18 protein-coding genes and 1 pseudogene are annotated in these 21,976 nt (G+C 53.4%); 6 read left to right on the top strand and 13 right to left on the bottom strand.

The genetic code is table 11. The annotated features are described in order from the left end of the window. The coding region (degS, locus tag FDW95_RS02790; protein WP_249358881.1) for an outer membrane-stress sensor serine endopeptidase DegS at positions 1-896 on the top strand (896 nt) is incomplete at its 5' end. A 188-nt stretch (positions 897-1,084) separates the two neighbouring features. Here degS and mdh read toward each other — a convergent pair. Next, complete coding sequence (gene mdh, locus FDW95_RS02800; protein ID WP_115257361.1) at positions 1,085-2,020, bottom strand: malate dehydrogenase; 936 nt, start codon at positions 2,018-2,020, stop codon at positions 1,085-1,087. A gap of 436 nt (positions 2,021-2,456) precedes the next feature. Here mdh and argR point away from each other — a divergent pair, with 436 nt between their 5' ends. Both argR and yhcN-B read left to right on the top strand, forming a co-directional pair. Continuing rightward, entirely contained in the window at positions 2,457-2,927 is a 471-nt protein-coding gene (gene argR / locus FDW95_RS02810; protein WP_115257360.1) for a transcriptional regulator ArgR, read from the top strand. A gap of 375 nt (positions 2,928-3,302) precedes the next feature. After that, positions 3,303-3,569 (top strand): DUF1471 family stress response protein YhcN-B, encoded by a 267-nt coding sequence (gene yhcN-B, locus FDW95_RS02815; RefSeq protein WP_096755476.1) that lies wholly within the window; start codon positions 3,303-3,305, stop codon positions 3,567-3,569. Positions 3,570-3,627: 58 nt separating this feature from the next. On the opposite strand, the gene FDW95_RS02820 is transcribed toward yhcN-B, so the two are convergent. From FDW95_RS02820 to aaeX, 4 genes are all read right to left on the bottom strand, one after another. Continuing rightward, positions 3,628-3,906, bottom strand: a complete 279-nt coding sequence (locus FDW95_RS02820) for a hypothetical protein (RefSeq protein ID WP_115257359.1) — start codon at positions 3,904-3,906, stop codon at positions 3,628-3,630. A 117-nt stretch (positions 3,907-4,023) separates the two neighbouring features. After that, positions 4,024-5,991: a p-hydroxybenzoic acid efflux pump subunit AaeB gene (gene aaeB / locus FDW95_RS02825; protein WP_096755474.1), complete on the bottom strand. Its 1,968-nt coding sequence runs from the start codon at positions 5,989-5,991 to the stop codon at positions 4,024-4,026. Between the two features lie 5 nt (positions 5,992-5,996). Continuing rightward, positions 5,997-6,929 (bottom strand): p-hydroxybenzoic acid efflux pump subunit AaeA, encoded by a 933-nt coding sequence (aaeA, locus tag FDW95_RS02830; RefSeq protein ID WP_096755473.1) that lies wholly within the window; start codon positions 6,927-6,929, stop codon positions 5,997-5,999. 7 nt (positions 6,930-6,936) lie between these two features. After that, positions 6,937-7,140 (bottom strand): p-hydroxybenzoic acid efflux pump operon protein AaeX, encoded by a 204-nt coding sequence (gene aaeX, locus FDW95_RS02835; RefSeq protein WP_003025177.1) that lies wholly within the window; start codon positions 7,138-7,140, stop codon positions 6,937-6,939. A 184-nt stretch (positions 7,141-7,324) separates the two neighbouring features. Here aaeX and aaeR point away from each other — a divergent pair, with 184 nt between their 5' ends. Further along, positions 7,325-8,254, top strand: coding sequence for an HTH-type transcriptional activator AaeR (aaeR, locus tag FDW95_RS02840; protein WP_115257358.1), 930 nt, complete (start codon positions 7,325-7,327; stop codon positions 8,252-8,254). A 93-nt stretch (positions 8,255-8,347) separates the two neighbouring features. Here aaeR and tldD read toward each other — a convergent pair whose 3' ends face one another. The 7 genes from tldD to mreB all read right to left on the bottom strand — a co-directional run bounded on the left by tldD (position 8,348) and on the right by mreB (position 18,467). Beyond that, entirely contained in the window at positions 8,348-9,793 is a 1,446-nt protein-coding gene (gene tldD, locus FDW95_RS02845) for a metalloprotease TldD (protein ID WP_096759323.1), read from the bottom strand. Between the two features lie 88 nt (positions 9,794-9,881). Then, positions 9,882-13,682 carry an AsmA2 domain-containing protein YhdP gene (gene yhdP / locus FDW95_RS02850; RefSeq protein WP_137363405.1) on the bottom strand — a complete coding sequence of 1,267 codons (3,801 nt, stop codon included), beginning with the start codon at positions 13,680-13,682 and terminating at the stop codon, positions 9,882-9,884. Positions 13,683-13,787: 105 nt separating this feature from the next. Continuing rightward, positions 13,788-15,257 carry a ribonuclease G gene (gene rng / locus FDW95_RS02855; RefSeq protein ID WP_096755470.1) on the bottom strand — a complete coding sequence of 490 codons (1,470 nt, stop codon included), beginning with the start codon at positions 15,255-15,257 and terminating at the stop codon, positions 13,788-13,790. Beyond that, complete coding sequence (locus FDW95_RS02860) at positions 15,247-15,840, bottom strand: nucleoside triphosphate pyrophosphatase (RefSeq protein ID WP_115257357.1); 594 nt, start codon at positions 15,838-15,840, stop codon at positions 15,247-15,249. The genes rng and FDW95_RS02860 overlap by 11 nt, the downstream gene beginning before the upstream one ends. Before the next feature lie 7 nt (positions 15,841-15,847). Then, positions 15,848-16,336: a rod shape-determining protein MreD gene (mreD, locus tag FDW95_RS02865; protein WP_103928680.1), complete on the bottom strand. Its 489-nt coding sequence runs from the start codon at positions 16,334-16,336 to the stop codon at positions 15,848-15,850. Then, positions 16,337-17,359 carry a rod shape-determining protein MreC gene (gene mreC, locus FDW95_RS02870; protein ID WP_096755467.1) on the bottom strand — a complete coding sequence of 341 codons (1,023 nt, stop codon included), beginning with the start codon at positions 17,357-17,359 and terminating at the stop codon, positions 16,337-16,339. Positions 17,360-17,423: 64 nt separating this feature from the next. Next, on the bottom strand, positions 17,424-18,467 hold the full coding sequence (mreB, locus tag FDW95_RS02875) for a rod shape-determining protein MreB (RefSeq protein ID WP_034498906.1): 1,044 nt from the start codon (positions 18,465-18,467) through the stop codon (positions 17,424-17,426). Between mreB and FDW95_RS23140 the strand changes: the two genes are divergently transcribed. Then, complete coding sequence (locus FDW95_RS23140) at positions 18,445-18,765, top strand: hypothetical protein (RefSeq protein ID WP_153880057.1); 321 nt, start codon at positions 18,445-18,447, stop codon at positions 18,763-18,765. The two genes, mreB and FDW95_RS23140, sit on opposite strands and share 23 nt — an antisense overlap. Positions 18,766-18,773: 8 nt before the next feature. Here FDW95_RS23140 and csrD read toward each other — a convergent pair. Beyond that, positions 18,774-20,713 (bottom strand): annotated as a pseudogene (gene csrD / locus FDW95_RS02880) (RNase E specificity factor CsrD). A gap of 225 nt (positions 20,714-20,938) precedes the next feature. Between csrD and FDW95_RS02885 the strand changes: the two are divergent. Continuing rightward, positions 20,939-21,913 carry an MDR family oxidoreductase gene (locus FDW95_RS02885; RefSeq protein ID WP_115257355.1) on the top strand — a complete coding sequence of 325 codons (975 nt, stop codon included), beginning with the start codon at positions 20,939-20,941 and terminating at the stop codon, positions 21,911-21,913. Positions 21,914-21,976: the final 63 nt, after the last annotated feature.

The following is a 21,976-nucleotide window of genomic DNA, read 5'->3' on the forward strand; positions in this document are numbered from 1 at the left end:
TTGTTAACGTGTATAACCGCAGTATGAACAGCACGACGCACAACCAGCTCGAGATCCGCACGCTCGGCTCCGGCGTTATCATGGATCAGCGCGGCTATATCATCACCAACAAACACGTGATTAATGATGCCGACCAAATCATCGTCGCTCTGCAGGATGGACGCGTGTTTGAAGCGCTGCTGGTCGGCTCCGATACCCTGACTGACCTGGCGGTGCTGAAAATCAACGCCTCTGGTGGGCTGCCCACAATCCCTATCAACAACAAACGGATACCGCACATTGGCGACGTCGTTCTTGCTATCGGGAACCCGTACAACCTCGGGCAAACCATTACTCAGGGGATCATCAGTGCTACCGGTCGCATTGGCCTGAACCCCACGGGACGGCAAAACTTTCTGCAAACGGACGCCTCTATCAACCACGGCAACTCCGGCGGTGCGCTGGTCAACTCGCTGGGTGAGCTGATGGGCATTAACACCCTGTCGTTTGATAAGAGCAACGATGGCGAAACGCCGGAAGGGATCGGCTTTGCTATTCCGTTCCAGTTAGCAACCAAGATTATGGATAAGCTGATTCGTGATGGTCGCGTCATTCGCGGGTATATCGGGATTAGCGGTCGCGAGATTGCGCCACTGCACGCGCAGGGCGGCGGAATGGATCAAATTCAGGGGATAGTGGTTAACGAAGTCTCCCCGGATGGCCCGGCGGCACAAGCAGGCATTCAGGTTAACGATCTGATTATCTCGGTCAATAATAAACCGGCCGTCTCTGCGCTGGAGACCATGGATCAGGTAGCGGAAATTCGCCCAGGCTCAGTGATCTCCGTCGTCGTGATGCGTGATGATAAACAGTTAACGTTGCAGGTCACCATTCAGGAATACCCGGCCACCAATTAACATCACGCCTCCCACTTACCATAAAAAACCGGAGCAATTTGAATTAGCTCCGGTTTTTATTAGGCGATATCGTAGGACTTAGCACGTAATGCCTGATGGCGCTACGCTCATCAGGCCTACAAATACACGCTGACCGTAGGCCGGATAAGGTATTTACACCGCCGTCCGGCATCCGGCCTCTTGTCGCGTTACTTAACGAACTCTTCGCCCAGGGTGATATCTTTCTTCAGCGTGTCCAGCATGCCTTCCAGCGAGCTCTGTTCAAACGCGCTCAGCTTGCCGATAGACTGACGCTCTTCTACGCCGTTTTTGCCCAGCAGCAGCGGCTGAGAGAAAAAGCGAGCGTACTGGCCGTCACCTTCAACGTATGCACATTCCACCACGCCTTTTTCGCCGTTCAGTGCGCGAACCAGCGACAGACCGAAACGTGCTGCGGCCTGGCCCATAGACAGGGTTGCGGAACCGCCACCGGCTTTAGCCTCGACGACTTCAGTACCCGCATTCTGGATACGTTTGGTCAGCTCAGCAGCTTCTTGCTCGGTGAAGCTTACGCCAGGGATCTGTGACAGCAGTGGCAGAATAGTCACGCCAGAGTGTCCGCCGATAACCGGAACTTCAACGTCGGTCGGCTGCTTGCCTTTCAGTTCCGCCACAAAGGTGTTGGAGCGGATGATGTCCAGCGTGGTCACGCCAAACAGTTTGTTCTTGTCGTAAACGCCTGCTTTTTTCAGCACTTCTGCAGCGATTGCAACGGTGGTGTTCACCGGGTTAGTGATGATACCGATGCATGCTTTCGGGCAGGTGGTCGCAACCTGCTGAACCAGATTCTTCACGATACCTGCGTTGACGTTAAACAGGTCGGAACGGTCCATACCCGGTTTACGCGCGACGCCTGCTGAGATCAGTACCACGTCAGCACCTTCCAGTGCCGGGGTCGCATCTTCGCCACTGAAACCTTTGATTTTCACAGCAGTAGGGATATGGCTCAAATCAACGGCCACACCAGGCGTTACTGGAGCGATGTCGTACAGGGAGAGTTCTGAACCTGAAGGCAGTTGGGTTTTTAACAGTAATGCTAGCGCCTGACCGATTCCACCAGCAGCGCCGAGGACTGCAACTTTCATCCTAAACTCCTTATTATATTGATAAGCAAAGTGTCTGTTGCTCCGCGGCGGCGACCATAATTCACAAATCCGATGAACACAACAACCACGCGTCAAGAATGCGTAGTTACGCAAATTTGGCTTTTATGCATTTAACTTACGTAAATTAAAAGCTAAGTTACGTAATTCAATACGACTCGCACAGTAGAGCAACTTTCCAACAGGTGCTGACAATATACCTAACTGCCCTCCCAAAACAACATCAATTTGATAACAATTGATTTACTTTTAAGCTTATTTGCATGCCGTGACATAGGCATGTTTCTTGATAACGAAATTTGATAAAATTCCGCTCTTTCATAACATTATTTCAGCCTTGAATGAGGCAGACCGTTTGCATAAAAATTCATCTGTATGCACAATAATGTTGTTTCTACCGCCATATTACGGGTGACTTATGCGAAGCTCGGCAAAACAAGAAGAATTAGTAAAGGCGTTTAAAGCGCTTCTCAAGGAAGAGAAATTCAGCTCTCAGGGCGAAATCGTCCTCGCATTGCAGGATCAGGGCTTTGATAATATCAACCAGTCCAAGGTTTCACGCATGCTGACCAAGTTTGGCGCCGTGCGTACCCGCAATGCCAAAATGGAAATGGTGTACTGCCTTCCGGCAGAGTTGGGGGTACCGACAACCTCCAGCCCACTGAAAAATCTGGTGCTGGACATTGATTACAACGATGCCGTGGTGGTCATTCATACCAGCCCAGGCGCCGCACAGTTGATCGCACGTATGCTGGATTCACTGGGTAAAGCAGAAGGTATCCTCGGCACTATTGCGGGCGACGATACTATCTTCACCACTCCGGCGATGGGGTTCTCGGTAAAAGATCTGTACGAAGCTATTCTGGAACTGTTCGAACAAGAACTGTGATCCCCTCCCCGTCGCATCACGTGGCGGGGAAAAATCTTTCTTTCTGACTCCTGACCACTCTTTTCCTCTGCCTGCCATTTAACAAATAGTGCGTTTCACCATCCAAAAACATTCACACAGTGAATACTTCGAATTATAAACGCACAAATTGCGAAGTTAACTATCACCATGAATTTACTGTATTTTATTAAAATAATGAGTTCAATTATGTGTTTTTAATTCCAATAAGTTATTAAAACCACATTTCTTAACACTTAATTACAGCAGAAACCATTAGCGTGGTATTAATTTATCGAGTGATTAGTGTATACTTGATTTTGTGATGAGGGTCACGAAACGAAGACCCCAATAAAAGAATTCGACGAGGTAAATATCATGAAAATCAAAACGACTGTTGCAACCTTAAGCCTTCTTTCCGTTCTCTCTTTTGGCGCCAGTGCGGCGGTTAATCAGGTGAACACACAAGAAGCACAGAATTTGCAATCCATGGGTACCATCTCTGTTTCTCAGATTGGCAGCTCACCGATGGATATGCGTCAGGAAATCGTCGCCAAAGCTGAAAAAGCAGGCGCCAGCAGCTACCGCGTGACCGAACTGCGTGAAGGCGCGCATTGGCACGCAACCGCTGAACTGTACAAATAAACCCTCGTCGTCTGGTCCGAGACGACTTGCCCCCGCCTGTCGGGGGCTTTTTTATGCCTTACATTGAATGACGGACGTTAAAGCGTAATTGCCCTTCCAGCTCTTCTTCTGCTTCATCAAACAGCAAAATCAGCGCTCCGTAGCGTCGGCGTTGTTTGTCCGGTAAATGGACAAACTCAATCTCCAGCGGCAGAGGTAGAACGTCGCCCATCACCACCTCCCACAGCGAATCGAGATCGCTTACCTTTTCCCGATCAAGGCCGAATGCCCGCGTAAACTCGCGGTAGAAATCACCCTGTTCTTCAATCTCGTCAAAATCAAATGTATAGATGTTCATCTATAGCTACCATCCCAACGCCAGTCGCTCTACAGGCTCTCTCTATGCAGGGATTCCCGCACATCAGGTAAGTATAGCCATAAAAAAACCGACGTTTTTAGCGCCGGTTTCTCACTTTCAACTGCTGGTCAAGGCATGCTGATACTTGTGGAGCATGCCGGTGAGTCGTTTGACCGGTTCCGTCACCTGAGGCGGCGCTTGCCAGAGGGTTAACTTCTCCTGATAGACATCCAGCTCCTCCAGCAATTGGCTAAAGTAGCGTCGGCGTTTGTCGTCGTTCCCTGCGGATATGATGTGATCGGCAGTACGTCGCAGCTGACGGTGAAAGGCGGATAAATCCTCGTTTACCGGTACTGGTGCATCGCGCAGACGCTGGTGTGCGATGATCATCGTCAGCGCCAGACGAAACTTCGCCAGGTCACCGGGGAATTTGTTCATCAGCAAAAAGAGCTGCTGGTAAAGCGCCGGGAGATGGTTTTCTTTGCGGCGAACCACATTGGTGGTCATCGCTGAAACCGCCGCCGACACGAACTGATTAAGCAGCACGCGACCAGTTCTGTCACGCGAGTTATCACGCACCAGTAAGATCACCAGAAACGCCAACACGCATCCGACAATCTGCCCAAGCGCACTGTCGAGGAACTGACTAAAGTGGAAGGTCATCGGGTTATCCAGCACGATGATGTTAATGGTACTGGCCAGCGCGCCCATTGAGCCCAGACGTCGCTTCTGAACCTCGATGCCCAGAAAGAACCCCAGCACTGCCAGGCTCAGGCACAGTAACAACATACTTTGCTGCGTATTGGGGATGATAACCAGAAAGTAGAGCGCACCCAGCGGTAACGCCGCCAGCGTGCCGTAAATAAAGTCGATTGCCACCATCCGCGGGTTGGGTAAACGCATCGCCAGTGAGGTCACCACCGCAATCATCACCATTGCGCCGCTACCTGACGTCCAGCCAGTCCACAGCCAGAACAAGGTGCCCAGCACGCAGGACAGCGTGGTGCGCCAGAAGTTGACCATCGCATGGTGGCGTTCGGCGGATTCCACTTTCACCACCGGCTCGCCCTGCAGGATCTCTTCTTCCGTAGCGCTGATTTTCGTGTTGCTAACCACCCCACGTTTCAGCAGCAAGTAACGGGTTGCCGCACTGGCCCAACTATAAAGGGTCACCGGCGTTTCGCGCTCGCCGGTCCAGACCATCACCCGGCGCATGCGCTTCAGTTGTTTATGCACATCCTGCACGGTTTCTACCGGCGTATCGAACAGTTCACGGAAGGTATCCGTAATCAGTTCCGGCCGCGTGTTCTGGATAAGATAGGTTTCACAGGATTGGGTAATCAACGTCAGTGACAGCGTGTTCAGCGCTTTGAGCCTGCGGTTGGCGCGCCCCCAGCGTGAGGACTCCATATTCAGGTTACTGCGCATGCCTTCCAGCGCCGCAGTCCGACGAACTAAATCGCCCCAGGCTTTGTCCACTTCTTCGCTGTCACCATGCTTAATACACAGTTGCATAAGTCGATACTGCGCCACCAGAAGGCTGTCCAGTTCAACGTCAATTTCTTGTTTCACCGAGCGGGGAGAAAAGAGCAGATCAGCAACAATTGCGCAGACAATACCGATCACAATCTCGCTGCAGCGCTCGAGGGCAAATTGCGGTGTCAGCAGAGGCTCAGCCTGGATAGTAATGACGATAATCAGCGCCGTATAACCCGAAAGCCCCCAGGCATAGGAGTTCTCGATCTTCACCAGCGAAGAGATCCAGGTACAAAAACCGGCCCAGACACAGCACACGAGGATCATCAGCAGCGGCGCACGGATCATGCTGATGATAATCACCAGTGCCGCAATACAGCCGATAAACGTCCCGATAATACGCAGCATCCCACGATAGCGGATCGCACCCGAATAAGGTTCTCCGCCCGCCGCAAAAGCGGGGCCTGCTGCCACAATCGCTGCAGTCAGCACCGCCCAGCGCGGGGTCTCAAGCTGAAAATGAAAGCCAACGAACAGCGCCAGCACAATGGCGCATGCCAGTTTTAACGCAAAGCGGATATGCTGATTGGCAATGGAGAAAATGCCCATCGCAATTAACCAAACTCGCGCAGACGGTGCGCCATTTTACGGAAGAAGGACTCCTGGCTGGCATCGCGATCCTGCTTCCCGGTAATGACCACAGTCGCCGTGGTCCCGGCTGGCCACAGCGTTCCCTGCTGGTCATCAAGACGGACGCGCACTGGCACTCGCTGAGCCAGTCGCACCCATTCAAGGTTGGAATCAATGGTCGCCATGCCTTTCGCATCCTGCGTACTGCTGGCATTCGTCACGCCCGCCGCCACGCTATCAACGGTACCTTTCAAAACCTTGTTGCTGCCAAGCGGCGTAATTTCAGCGCGGTAACCCGGACGCACACCTTCCAGCTTGGTCTCTTCCATATACGCCAGCACGTAGAAAGAGTGCTGTTTGACCAGCGCCACCGCCGTCGAACCACGGGTAATAAACTCACCGGAATAGACGTTAAGGTTCGTCACCCAGCCGTCGGCTGGCGCACGGATAACCGTACGTTCAAGATCGAGTTTTGCCAGATCGCGGGTCGCCTGCGCCTTCGCCAGCTGATGTAATACGGTTTGCAGCACGTTATTCGACTGGTCAATCTCTTCGCGGGACATGGCCTGAACGCCAAGACGGTTACGACGCCCCGCTTCCTGGCGTTTTTCCTGCGCCAGGACCTGATAATAGGCGACGTCCGCTTCGGCTTGTTCGAGGGCTTTTTTATAGCGCGGTTGGTCGATGGTGAACAGGACCTGATCCTTTTTCACCAGCTGGTTATCATGCACGTTAACGTGAGTAATCAGGCCCGCGACGTCCGGAGCGATAGCAACAACCTCAGCACTAAAACGCGCATCACGCGTCCACGGCGACTCGGTGTAATAGACCCATGCGCGGAAAATAGCGATAAAAGCCAGAATGACCAGTACGAGAGTCATGGCCGTACGGGAGAGTTTTCTTGTTAGTGTTTTCACTTCAACCTCAAACGAACAGGCGCGTTATTAGATAGAACAGACAGCAATACAGCGCGGTGTTAAACAGGGCCGGATGCCAGACAAAATCATAGATGCCAGTTGGAACCAGCACCCGGCGCACCAGCCAGAAAATCGCCAGTGACAAAAGTAACTCGAAAAAAATCGGTGGGAAGGAAAGACCAAACACCACGATAACGGGAAACAGACTCATGTTGACCTTGGTAGCTTAAGAGAGTGCAGGCGATCGTTTATTGAGCGTATGTCACCGCAGAGAAGGGCAAGGATGAGCCAGGCGAGAGCGACATAGCTGTTATTTGAATAATAATATATTAACGTAACTGTTATGCTGTTATCTATATTATGTGATCTAAATCACTTTTAAGCCAGAGTGAACAATGGAACGATTAAAACGTATGTCGGTGTTCGCCAAAGTCGTCGAGTTTGGCTCCTTCACCGCCGCTGCCAGACAACTGCAAATGAGCGTTTCATCAATAAGCCAGACGGTATCAAAACTGGAAGATGAACTGCAGGTTAAGCTGCTAAACCGCAGTACACGCAGCATTGGGCTGACCGAGGCCGGAAAAATTTATTATCAGGGCTGCCGTCGCATGCTGCACGAAGTGCAGGACGTTCATGAGCAGCTCTATGCGTTTAACAACACGCCGATCGGTACACTGCGGATCGGCTGTTCTTCAACCATGGCACAAAATGTCCTCGCCGGACTGACCGCGAAAATGCTGAAAGAGTACCCTGGACTGGCGGTCAATCTGGTCACCGGCATCCCGGCCCCGGACTTAATTGCTGACGGTCTGGACGTGGTTATCCGTGTGGGCGCTCTCCAGGACTCCAGTCTTTTTTCACGTCGTCTGGGGACGATGCCAATGGTGGTCTGTGCCGCTAAAAGCTATCTCGCCCAGTTTGGCATCCCGGAAAAGCCCGCCGATCTCAGCAACCATTCATGGCTGGAATACAGCGTGCGTCCAGATAATGAATTTGAGCTTATTGCCCCGGAAGGGATTTCAACCCGACTGATCCCGCAGGGACGCTTCGTAACCAACGATCCCATGACGCTGGTGCGTTGGCTGGCCGCAGGCGCGGGGATTGCCTATGTCCCACTTATGTGGGTGATCAATGAGATCAATCGTGGTGAATTGGAGATCCTGCTGCCCCGCTACCAGTCAGATCCGCGTCCGGTTTACGCGCTGTATACCGAAAAAGACAAGCTGCCGCTCAAGGTGCAGGTCGTGATTAACTCTCTCACAGATTATTTTGTCGATGTGGCGCAGTTGTTTCAGGGGATGTACGGCTGGGGTAAAGATAAATAAAAATGCCCGGTGGCGCTTCGCTTACCGGGCCTACGGTCGGTGCAGATATGTAGGCCGGATAAAACGCGAAGCGTTGCCATCCGGCATGTACAGTTACGCGGTACCGCCTACGGTAAGGCTATCTACCTTCAACGTCGGCTGACCCACGCCCACAGGCAGACTCTGCCCTTCTTTACCGCAAACGCCGACGCCGTTATCCAGTTTCAGGTCATTACCCACCATCGAAACCTGCTGCATCGCTTCAATGCCGGAGCCGATCAGCGTCGCACCTTTCACCGGCTTGGTCACTTTACCGTTTTCAATCAGATACGCTTCAGACGTTGAGAACACAAACTTCCCGGACGTGATGTCCACCTGACCGCCGCCGAAGTTCGGAGCATAAATACCGTATTCAACGGACTCAATAATTTCCTGCGGCGTAGATTTACCCGGCAGCATATAGGTATTGGTCATGCGCGGCATTGGCAAATGAGCGTAAGATTCACGACGTCCGTTACCGGTCGGCGCTACACCCATCAGACGCGCGTTCAGCTTGTCCTGCATATAGCCTTTCAGAATACCGTTTTCAATCAGGACATTGTACTGGCCTGGCGTACCTTCATCATCAATAGCCACTGAACCACGGCGATCCGCCATCGTGCCATCATCCACGATGGTGCACAGCTCAGATGCCACCAGCTCACCCATGTGGCCGCTAAAGACTGATGTCCCACGACGATTGAAGTCACCTTCAAGGCCATGACCGACCGCTTCGTGCAGCAGCACGCCCGGCCAGCCTGCACCCAGCACGACCGGCAGTGCGCCTGCTGGCGCGGCTACCGCGGAGAGATTCACCAGCGCCATGCGCACGGCTTCTTTCGCCCATGCATCGGCACGGACTTCGCCGTCAAGGGAGGCGAGGAAATAGTCATAGCCAAAACGACCACCACCGCCGCTAGCGCCACGTTCACGCTTACCGTCATCTTCAACCTGCACGCTAACGGACAGGCGCACCAGAGGACGAACATCAGCCGCCAACGTACCGTCAGTCGCCGCAACCAGAATCAGCTCATAAACGCCGGTCAAGCTAGCGGTCACTTCCTGCACACGTTTGTCGGCGGCACGCGCGACCTTATCAACGCGACGCAGAATATCCAACTTCTCTTCACGGCTCATGCTCTGCAACGGATCAAGTGAGGTATAAAGCGCCTGATGCTCTACTGCACCCAGCGTTTTCACTTTGCCATCACCGTTGTCGCGCACAATAGTACGGGCAGCAAGAGCACTTTGCTCCAGCGCCAGCAGACTTATCTGGTCCGCATAGGCAAACCCGGTTTTTTCGCCGCTGATGGCACGCACACCAACGCCCTGATCGATATTGTAAGAACCATCTTTAATGATGCGGTCTTCTAAAACCCAGGATTCGTGATAGCTCGACTGAAAATAGAGATCGCCGTAATCAAGACGGCGTTCGGCCAGTTGGCCCAGAATGGCAAACAGGTCCTGATGTTTCAGGCCATTCGCCGCTAGCAATTGTTCACTTACCAGGTTCAGACTCATCGTTTTGCTACTCATTAGTTGCCGCCGTAAAACAGCGGTAAGAAGATCATATTTACTGAGATTGGGGCAATTACTCGCCCCCGTCAAATCATTGCTGGCTTTCTTTACGCGGCTGGCGCAGAACTTCGTTAATCTGCGGTTTATCGACCGGACCAGTGATGCGATAGCGCAGAATCGAGACTTTGCTCCACAGCGGCCCCAGGACTTTACTGGCGGCAAACACCGCCGCGCCGACAATCGGGTTAACGGCAAATGCGGCGGCAACCCCCACGGTGGCAGAAATTTCCGGCGCGACCACGGCTTCCATATTCAGCTCACGGCGCACCAGATTGACCGAGCCTTTCATGGCGATATCGGCTTCCAGACCATCCACCAGCGTATCGTCGGTATGCATCACGCCATCTTTTATCCACGCCGTACTGCGAATGGAGTCAAAATAAAAGCCTTCGTTAAACGTATCGCTAAAATCGAAACGCAGTTTACGCAGCAACGCATCAAAGCTCAGTAGGCGCAGCAACTGCCCCGCATGCCCGGTGCTGAGTTCAGTAATCTCACCTTTGCCCAGACGGGTCCGCAAAATACCATTCAGCGACGCTTCATCCGGATCCCAGGGCGGGTTACGCCAGTGCAAATCGTACTCGACGTTGAATGAGGAGTTGCGGATCGGGGTCGATACACCAAAGAAACCGGCCGCTGAATCAATTTTATTACCGTTCAGTTTTCCTTTAAGCGACGTACGCACATTACCCGGCACGTTAACCCATTCACCGTCGAGGGTCAGTCTGGCAAAGCCCGTATCCAGCAGTCCGTTATCCAGGGTCAACGTATCACCCTTAATCGCGACGTCAGCATCAATGCGCCCGTATTTCTGCCCCCACATCCAGCACTCTTCGCAGCGCAGTTGAACGTCAGGCCAGCCACGGAAGCTGACGTTATTGATCGCGGAAAACGGTGAGGCCGGAGTGGCGTTCGGTGCGGGTTTCGCGGCGCTCGGGTTGTAATAGAGATACTTCACGTTTGCCAGCCACGGTGCGTTATTGCGCATCGCCAACGTCGCGTTGATCTCACGCCCCTGCGCCTGCACTTTACTGCCGTTCAGTGAAGGCTCAGATACAATACTGAGATTATTCCACTGCTGACCGCCCAACGATAGCGACGGCGTGCGCACGGTTATACGCTGCGGGAAGTCCGCATTGGTGCCCACGCTGTCCGCCGCGCCTTTGTTAAACAGTGCCAACCATTGCGCACCATCCATTGGCGGCAAATTGAGCTCAATACCTTGCTGCTCGGGCAGGTCAGGCACAGTGCGGCTTTCAGAAGCCCAGATAGCACGATCAAGGGTCAGTTTCTGATTCAACAGCCAGTGGCTGTTAAAGTGATTTTTAGGCCCCGCGTTGCCCGTCAAATCGAAGCTGCGCAGGTTGCCGTCGGCCTTCACGTTTAATGGCAGAGACTCGCCGGCCGCTTTATTCAGCGGCGCAGGTAAGTGACTGCTTACATTCTTCAGGTCACCTTTAAGCTCAATGCTGTAGGTCGCCCCGGCATGGTACGGAAGATCGATACCCACTTTGCCATTCCACGCTACGCTGCCGCCTAAGGCCTCGTTCACCTGCGTTGGCAGGATACCCATGCGGGTTGGCTGCCAGTCCCCGTTCAGGTTTACCGCAACCTGATAGGCTTTAGCACCCTCGGTGGTGGAAAAGTCGACGTTCAGCGGCTGATTAAACCAGTTGGCCGTCATCGGCTCGCTTTGAAGTGAGCCGTTGATAAAGCTAAATTTGCCGTTCAGGTTCTTTAATGTACTGTCGAGTGGCTTAATAAACAGGCTGTTATTACGCAGGTTAACATCACCTTTGGCCGTCACCAGCGAGCCATCAAAGGGGATATCCAGATGTAAGCGAGCATTCACATCGCCGTCAATCTGGAGCTGCTCCAGCGTGGCGCCCAGTGAATCCTTCAACGGCGTCTCATCAAAATACGGTCCAACTGCCTTGCCCGGACCATTAATGTCGGCATCAATCAGCAGCTTTTCTTTCGCGTAGTCGGGAATATCAGCTGTCAGGTTGCTGGCTCTCACCCCACCTAAATTGACGCCGTCGGTCTTCATCCACAGACCGTTATTCATGAAGTTCAGCTCAATGTTGAGATTGGTAAGCGCTGGCCAGTCAGGCTGGAAAGCAAACTTAGCATTGCGCAGCGGCACCAGTACCTGAAACTGACCTTCGTTATGTGGATACGGGAAAAGACGCGGGTTGCCGCCGTACACCAACGTGGCGTTATCCGCCTCACCGCCCTGAATCGCACCGCTCAGGTAGTCGACCAGGTCTTTACCCATCAGGTTTTCCGGGAAATAACGCCAGGCCTGAGAACCGTCGTCGGTGCTGATACCCGCCAGAATGCCCAGCCACGGCTCATCACCTGTCGGCTGCAGATAGCGAAAGCCGCCGCGCGCATGGACGGCTTTCGCTTTAACATCAATATTTCGCCCATCCAGCTGAAAACCTTTGTCATTCTTCAACCAGCTTAGCGTCGCCACCCCGTCTTCGATTTCCAGCGGCGCGCGGAAGACGGTTTCATACGGCATTTTCGCCTGCTTCATCGAAACGATGAGCGCACCATTTTCTACGCTACCGGCAAGCGTACCGGAGAAATGCTCGGCGCCCGGTAACAGCTTCCACTGCTTCCAGGCCAGATCGGTCCACGAGGACTGGAAGCGCGTTTTTTCTGTCGCCTGTAATGGGATATCCAGCGCCAGCGTATCTATCTTGCCGCTCGGCTGCGTGGCCCGCCAGATGTCACCTAACGCCGAAGAGAGCTTTGCCGCCATGGGGCGCAACCCTTCCAGGCCAGCCAGCTCGAGGTTACTGGCTCGAATGCGCAGCTCATCGCTGCGTTTGTTATTCTCGCCCCCCACTTTCTGCTCGGGGATCCAGGCCAGGGTGAGCGCACCACTCGGCCAGGGCTTGTTATCCATCGTAATGCGCGTATCCGGGATCGCGAACACCCAGCCGGGCTGCTCGCGGCTAATATGCGCGGTCAGGTTATCAACGGACAGCGTGTGCGTGTTGTTGTCACCTTTCCAGCTTGCCCCGCCTTTCTTCAGCCAGACATCGCCACTGGAAATTTCGCCTTTGCTGAGCGTCATCCACCCTTCCAGGCTAAAGCGTGCCGTTTGCAGTGCGACGTTATCCTGCATCCATTTCCCCAGCCACGGTTTGACGTCGATGTCATCGGCCTGTAGCCAGACCCGGCCATTGTTCAGCAGCCCTTCGTCATCACGCAGATCCATCCGTACCTGCATGATACCGTGCTGCCCGGTCAGGCTGGAGAGGCTGACCTGGCCTTCGGCGCGGTGTCTGTTTTTTCCGTTCAGCCAGGTAAGCTGCGGGATCGCCAGTTCTGCACGCTGACCAGAGAGGGTCAAGAAACTGATTTGGCTGTCGCGGAGATCGAAGTGATCGAACTGGCGTAAAAACAGATCGCTAACGCGGCCGGGTTCGACTCCATCGTCATTGTTGCTGCGCTGGATAGGCGTATTAGTGCGTAAATGCAGTTGCCAGAAGGTGAGGTCGCGAAACTGCCAGCGCATGTGCAGCAAGCTTTGCCAGACATCCAGCGCCAGCGTGACGCGTTTGACCGAGAATTCGCCGCCGTCGCTAAGCTGAGTGTGGATATCGCGGGCTTCAAGGGTGGGGCCAAAATTCTGCCAGTTGGCGGAGAGCTGGCTGGCAGAAACGGTCATACCGGTGGCCGACTCAATTTTACTGAGGATCGCAGGCCGCCAGCTATCGAGATGCGGCAACGCAAGGCGCAGGCCACTGACCAGTAGCGCTGCGATGACGACGAGCCCGGCTCCAGTGAGCAGTAAAATCCCCGGCAATCGCCTCACGCATCTCTCCTTGTCTGCCAAAAAATGTGACTCACAAAATCGTTTTGCCGGATGGCGGCGTGAACGCCTTATCCGGCCTACAAGGTATCGCCATCAGGTGGTTAACTACATCATAACGACGTCGAACTGCTCCTGGTTATAGAGCGGTTCGATTTGTACTTTAACCTGCTTACCGACAAAAATTTCCACTTCCGCCAGCGCGTGTGACTCTTCACCTTTCAGGGCTTCCGCCACGGCCGGAGAAGCATAGACCAGGAAACGATCGGAGTCGTAAGCATGATGGACACGCACGATCTCCCGCATAATTTCATAGCATACGGTTTCGACCGTTTTGACCGTACCGCGTCCGTGGCAGGTCGGGCACTCGTTGCATAGCACATGCTCGACGCTTTCACGCGTGCGCTTACGCGTCATCTCCACCAGCCCCAGCTGTGAAAAGCCGTTAATGCTGGTTTTAACGCGATCTTTACTCAGCGCCTGCTCCAGAGAGTGCAGCACCCGGCGGCGGTGATCCTCATTACTCATGTCGATAAAATCGATAATGATAATGCCGCCCAGGTTACGCAGACGCAGCTGACGCGCAATCGCCTGCGTAGCTTCAATATTGGTATTAAAGATGGTGTCATCGAGATTACGATGCCCAACGAACGCACCGGTATTGATATCCACGGTGGTCATGGCTTCGGTTTGATCGATAATCAAATAGCCACCGGATTTCAGCTCAACCTTGCGTTCCAGCGCACGCTGAATTTCATTTTCCACATCAAAGAGATCGAAAATGGGCTGTCGTCCACTGTAATGTTCCAGCTTGCTGGTCATCTCAGGGATGTATTCTGCTGTAAACTCCAGTAACGCTTCGTAGGTCAGACGGGAGTCCACCCGGATCCTGTCGAGCTGAGCATCAGCAAAATCACGCAACACGCGCTGCGCCAGCGCCAGCTCGCCGTACATCTGGTAACGGGTTTGCGGGCGCTTTTTGCGCTCCATGACTTTGGTCCAGACACGCTTGAGATACGCCGCATCTGAGGCCAGATCGTCCTCGCACACGCCTTCTGCAGCCGTGCGAATAATAAATCCACCCTGCTCATCGCAGTAATCCGCCACCACTTTTTTCAGGCGTTCACGCTCGGTTTCGCTTTCGATACGCTGGGAAACCCCAACGTGCGAAGCACCAGGCATAAAGACCAGGTAACGGGAAGGCAGCGTGATGTCTGTCGTCAGGCGAGCGCCCTTGGTGCCCAGCGGATCTTTGACCACCTGTACCATCAGGTCCTGGCCCTGACGAACCAGTTCGGAAATGTCGCGCACGGTGAACTGCTTCTGTTCTTCACCCGCCACGCATTCGGTGTGCGGCATGATGTCTGAAGCGTGAAGAAAAGCGGCTTTATCCAGCCCAATATCTACAAAAGCCGCCTGCATACCCGGAAGTACACGACTTACACGACCTTTGTAGATATTGCCTACGATTCCGCGTCGCGCCTCACGTTCAATATGAATTTCCTGCAGAATACCGCCATCAATGTACGCCACGCGTGTTTCCGAGGGCGTTACGTTTACCAACAATTCAGCCGTCATGTTTATCCCTTTTTTCACGCAGTGCGTTAAAATTGCTCAGCAACTCATACGTTTCTACCAGCGGTAAGCCGACCACGGCGTGATAGCTGCCATTTATCTTCCTGACAAAACAACCACCCAACCCTTGAATACCGTATGCACCTGCTTTATCCATCGGTTCACCGCTGGCAACATAGCCCGCGATGTCCTCATCTGTTAGTGCTCTGAACGTGACGTCCGTAACCACCAGGCAGTCCAGACTGTGCTGACGATCGGCTAATGCCACCGCCGTCATCACCTGATGTGTTTTGCCTGACAGCTTATGCAGCATTGCGGCCGCATGCGCGGCGTCGTGCGGTTTTTCCAGCACTTCGCCATTCAGGATGACAATGGTATCAGCCCCCAGCACCGGTAAATCTCGCGCAGCCAGCGCAACACCAGCCTGAGCCTTCTCACGCGCCAGGCGAACAACATACTGCTGCGCGCTCTCTTGCGGATGACGCTGTTCCTCAATCCCTGGAACCAGCCGTTCAAAGGTGACGCCAAGTTGGGTCAATAATTCCTGACGGCGTGGGGAACCTGAAGCCAGATACAGAGTATTCATATCAACCTTATTGCACCGCAAACTGCTGGCGGACTTTACGCATCAGTAAAAATAGCCATGGCCAAAGCACACCATTTACTACACTACTCCAGAACACTTCAGGTCTGAAAGAGACGTTGATCACTAAAAACTCGGCCCAGAAAACAATAATGTCCACGACCAGTGATAACAACATAACCACCAGCGCCTGTTGCCAGAGCGCCAGGTTACGGAATAGCTGGAATTTCAGCGCAACCAGGTAGGCAATGATACTCATCGACAAAGCCCGCACGCCAAGTGTGGAGCCGCTAATGAGATCCAGTATGGCACCCACCACAAATCCTGTGCCCACATTTACGCGATGCGGCAGTGCCAGGATCCAATACAACAAGATGAGCAGCACCCAGTTTGGCCGGTAAACAAGAATGTCGTCCGGCCAGGGCATGACTTGCAGTAAAAGTGCGATAAGGAACGAGAGCCAAATAACCCAACGCCCCTGACTACGATAGCTTGCCACTTACTGCCCTCCCGGCTTACGCGGAGAAGGTGCTGGCGGCGTTGTCGTTGCAGGCGTTGGCGTCACGCCAGTCGCTGGTGCAGGAACGGGCGCAGGCGGGCCCATCGCGTCCGGTGCAGGCAGAACCTGCGGCATCATTTGCATCAGACGCTCATTGGCTACGCGATGCACTTCTTCCGGCGTCATCGGATTGGCGCCATTACGATCCGCCCCCCACAACAGCAGCAGGTAACGCAGACGCTGTAACCCTGCCGTCGGACGCGCCTGAATCACGGTGTAAGCACGCTGAGTGTCCAGTTTAACGGAAGAGACCACGGCAACCGGATAGCCTTCAGGGAAGCGGCCGCCCAGACCGGAGGTTACCAGCACGTCGCCAACGCGAATGTCGGTATTGGCCGGCAGATGCTCGAGCTGCAGATCGTCCGTACAACCGTTACCGGCAGCAATCACGCGGATATCGTTACGCAATACCTGGATTGGCAGCGCATGGGTGGCATCACAAATCAGCAGCACGCGACTGGTCAGTTTCGCCACGGCAACAACCTGGCCCACAACGCCTTTGTCGCTGATGACCGGCTGCCCTTCATAGACACCGTTCACGCTACCCTTGTCGATAACTACCTGATCGCTGTAAGGGTCATTAACCGTTGAGATGACCTGAGTCACCATCTTTTGTTCATCCTGGCGCAGCGGCGATCCCAGCAGCTCGCGCAAGCGCGCGTTCTCCTGTTTATATTGCCCCAGCATCAGCAGTTCACTGTTTTTCAGCAGCAGTTCCTGACGCAGCGCCCGGTTTTCAAGTTCAAGTTGGTCACGCGAGGCCAGCGTTTGCGACACGCCATCGAGTAATTCACGGGGACCATTAGAAATAAAGTAGAAAGGACTGACGGCGGTATCCATGTATGTTCGGATTTGACTAAACATACCCAGGCGGCTGTCGGCAATAATAACGCCGAGCGCCACCAGCACCGCCAGAATAAGGCGAATCTGTAGCGACGGGCCACGGCTAAAAATTGGCTTCATAAGTTTGCGTATTCTCGTATCAGATTCGGCAGGGCAATCGGATGTTAACCCTGCCGGTATCCGATTACTCTTCGCTGAACAGGTCGCCGCCGTGCATATCGATCATTTCCAGCGCCTTGCCGCCGCCGCGCGCCACACAGGTCAGCGGATCTTCAGCAACAACGACTGGAATACCGGTCTCTTCCATTAACAGACGGTCAAGGTTACGCAGCAGTGCACCACCGCCGGTTAACACCATACCGCGCTCGGAGATGTCAGACGCCAGTTCTGGCGGACATTGTTCCAGGGCAACCATGACCGCGCTGACGATACCGGTCAGCGGTTCCTGCAGCGCTTCCAGAATCTCGTTAGAGTTCAGGGTAAAGCCACGTGGAACACCTTCAGCCAGGTTACGGCCGCGAACTTCGATCTCAAGCACTTCGTCGCCCGGATAAGCCGATCCGATTTCATGTTTGATACGTTCAGCGGTCGCTTCGCCGATCAGGGAACCATAGTTACGACGCACATAATTAATGATGGCTTCATCGAAACGGTCACCACCGATACGTACGGAGGAGGAGTAAACGACGCCGTTCAGGGAGATAACGGCAACTTCAGTGGTACCACCACCGATATCCACAACCATAGAACCGGTTGCTTCGGAAACAGGCAGACCTGCACCGATCGCTGCCGCCATCGGCTCTTCAATCAGGAATACTTCACGCGCACCGGCACCCTGAGCAGACTCACGAATGGCACGACGTTCAACCTGAGTTGCGCCAACCGGAACACACACCAGCACGCGCGGGCTTGGGCGCATAAAGCTGTTGCTGTGCACTTGTTTGATAAAGTGCTGAAGCATTTTTTCAGTCACGAAGAAGTCAGCGATAACGCCGTCTTTCATTGGGCGAATTGCAGCAATGTTGCCCGGCGTACGACCCAGCATCTGCTTCGCATCATGACCTACTGCTGCCACGCTTTTCGGCGAACCGGCACGATCCTGTCGAATGGCCACAACAGAAGGCTCATTCAATACGATGCCTTGTCCTTTTACATAAATAAGGGTATTCGCGGTACCCAGGTCAATGGACAGGTCATTGGAAAACATGCCACGAAATTTTTTCAACATACTAAGGGATAATCCTGAAAGCTGGGGCGGAAAACAAAATCCGCTTACTTTACCAACCACACGCAGCAGCGACAAGGCGGAAAAATCATCTGCTACGGTGAAAATTAGTGCAGTTCGTTTCCTTTGTTACAAAACCGGCCTGAGTCCATCAGGGCTGAAAAAATCAGCAGCACTCCTCGCTTTTGTTTGCAACCTGTCAAAGGTCATTCACCTGCATGTTTGCTGTTACATTCTGGCGAGCAGACAAGCACACCCCCAGAAGGCACAACGCGCGTTATTCTACGTGAAAACAAATTAAACGGCAGGTTAAACCGAGTATCTTTGCGAATATTTTTTCACGTTTGTGTCAAGTGGCTGTGATGCGGCAAAAAAATCCCCTTGCCCACCCGCGACTCCACGTTCTGTCAGCGTACGCCACTCACTACGCGAACGAACGCCAGTGGCATACACCTGCGTTGGCGTGCCTGAGCAGGCCTCCACCAGGCTCTGAACCAACAGCTGGTTCTCCGTACGTTTATCAATGTTTCTCACCAGACTGGGATGAAGCTTCAAGAGCTCGACATTGAGTTCTTTAATCCAACTGGTACTCACCAGCGTCAACCCCGCCTGCGTCACGGCAATGCGGACACCCAGCGCATCCATCAAACGAATAACGGGCTGTAACCGGCTGATGTGTTGACAAACATCTGCCTCAGCAAGTTCAATAATTATGCGTTTTCGCAGCGATTTTTCGCACTGCATCAAGGTATCACGCAGCCAACGCTGAAAACGCGGTCGAATAAGTGACTCAACCGTCGTCTGGATCGCCAGACTTTCCTGCGGCCAATATCCCAATAACAAGATCAGACGGCTAATCTGCAAACGGTCATATTCTTCCGCCAGGCCAAATTGCAGCACCATCGGCATATATTCCGCCGAGATAACCTCTTCACTGCCATCAAAAATGCGGCACATTAATTCCCGATGGTGTACTCGTCCTTCATGGGTGACCGCGGGTTTCTGATAGAGCCTTGGACCGCCCCGACTGAGCATCTGCTCAATGAGCGTGCGCCAGCGTACATTACCCCGACCTTTTTCCGGCAGCGAGTCATCATAAACTGACCAACTGTTCCCACCCTGTAATACCGAGTTCCGGGTTGCCGCTTCAGCGTGCTCCATCACCTGTTCAGCGGACTGGCCGCTGCGACAGACGCAAATGCCAATATGAATCATATCGGCACGATCAATTTTTTTGTTAGTCGGAAGGGCATCGACTGCTTTTAATAACTGCCCAGCGATGCTTTCCGCCTCTTTCAAGGTGCGGTGCGGCAGCAGGATGGCAAAATCGCTACGGTGGTAGCGCGCCAACAGCGCCCCAGGATAACGCGCAATAAAGGTCGATAATAAATTGACCAGCGCCGAAATTTGTTCTTCCGCAAGATCCCCCCCCAACTGTCGCGCAAAAGCGTAAAGTCCGGCAAACGCACCATCATTACCACGCCGTGGGCGCCCACTTTCTCCTGATCTTCCAGCAGCGTCGCCAGTTGATTGTCAAAAAACAGACGATTGCTGAGCCCGGTTTTTGTATCCTGCGCCACATACGATCGGATAAGCGTATCCAGCCTGCTGCGCTGCTCGCGAGCGCTTTGAATTTCGGTGAGCAGCATATCGAGCGCACTGCTGGTGCGCGCCGGCCATTCATACACGGTTCCCCGCACGTTCGGCCCACGTTCACCGTTAAGGATCCGCGTGGAACGAATCTCCAACAGTTCCTGCCCGGAAAGCTGGCGCTGTAGCCAGCGCACCGACAAAAATAACATCAGGATAATAAAACCAATCGACAGCGTGAGCGGTGCGGTGGTCATCAGCGAATGGAAATAATTGCCCATCGGATCCTGATACACCAGGCGCAGCGACATCCCCGGATGCTTGAGCAAAGGGACGGTGATCTCACGGTACAGATTGTTTGTTCCCGCCGGGCGATAACTGCTGGTGCGGGAATGGCTATAAACCTTGCTTTCCCCCTGCAGCAGCTCAACGCGAACGATATCAACCGACACCATCAGCTCGTCTATTTGCGGCGTTAAGGTGACAAAATCTTTAGAGACCAGGTGCGTGTCGATCGCCGTCGCGACGGCCTGGACACGACTAGTGAACTTATATTGGATCGCATTGTAGAAACTCAGCGAGCAGCCGATCAGCGTCACGAAGATCGTTAACCCTGTGAGCAAAGTCACAAAAGCTGAAAATTTCGTCGTTAATCGCATCCTTGTGTTAACTCCGACAGTTATGAATTAGGCATGAAAATGGAAAAGCGACACGAAAATGCAAAAATGAACGCGAAATCCGTCAATTTACATAAATAGTGTGGGCATACTACCAAATCAGGTATATCTGGCAATTTATTGCGCAGAATCGGCATCATGTTTTGATTAACGAGTATAGTCTTCATCATTCATTTTCCAATCCACTATATGAATTGAGGACAGGTTATGCAGGCTTTGATCTTAGAACAGCAGGACGGTAAAACCCTCGCATCCGTTCAACCCCTCGACGAAAATCAGCTACCGGAAGGCGATGTGACGGTGGATGTTCACTGGTCGAGCCTGAACTATAAAGATGCCCTGGCCATCACCGGCAAGGGAAAAATTATCCGTAATTTTCCGATGATTCCTGGTATCGATTTCGCCGGTACCGTTCGCCACAGTGAAGATCCCCGTTTTCACGCTGGTCAGGAGGTGTTGCTGACCGGTTGGGGCGTGGGCGAAAACCATTGGGGCGGACTGTCCGAACGGGCTCGTGTAAAAGGTGACTGGCTGGTTGCGCTACCAAATGGACTGAGTAGCCGCAACGCGATGATCATCGGCACTGCCGGTTTTACCGCCATGCTGTGCGTGATGGCGCTTGAAGATGCCGGTATTCGCCCGCAAGACGGTGAGATTGTTGTCACCGGTGCCAGCGGCGGCGTGGGTAGCACTGCCGTTGCGTTACTGCACAAGCTGGGGTATCAGGTTGCAGCGGTATCGGGTCGCGAAAGCACGCACGACTATCTGCGTAGTCTGGGCGCCAACCGAATCCTCGGTCGTGATGAATTTGCTGAAACTCGCCCGCTGGAAAAACAGCTGTGGGCTGGCGCCATTGATACTGTTGGCGACAAAGTACTGGCAAAAGTCCTCGCGCAGATGAACTATGGTGGCTGCGTTGCTGCCTGTGGTCTGGCAGGTGGTTTTGCACTGCCCACCACGGTGATGCCATTCATTTTGCGCAATGTGCGCCTACAAGGTGTTGATTCCGCTATGACGCCAGCAGCGCGTCGTGCTCAGGCCTGGCAACGTCTGGTCACTGACCTGCCGGAATCTTTCTACGCTCAGGCTGCAACTGAAATTACGCTCGCCGACGCGCCGAAGCTTGCTGACGCCATCATTAATAATCAGGTGCAGGGCCGCACGCTGGTGAAAATCGCCTAATCTGCAATTTTTCGTGATAAATTCGCGATAAGCCTGTGCCTCCGTCATGCTTAGCAAAACGCA

Source organism: Citrobacter sp. wls718 (assembly GCF_005280945.1).
Lineage (GTDB): Bacteria > Pseudomonadota > Gammaproteobacteria > Enterobacterales > Enterobacteriaceae > Citrobacter > Citrobacter gillenii.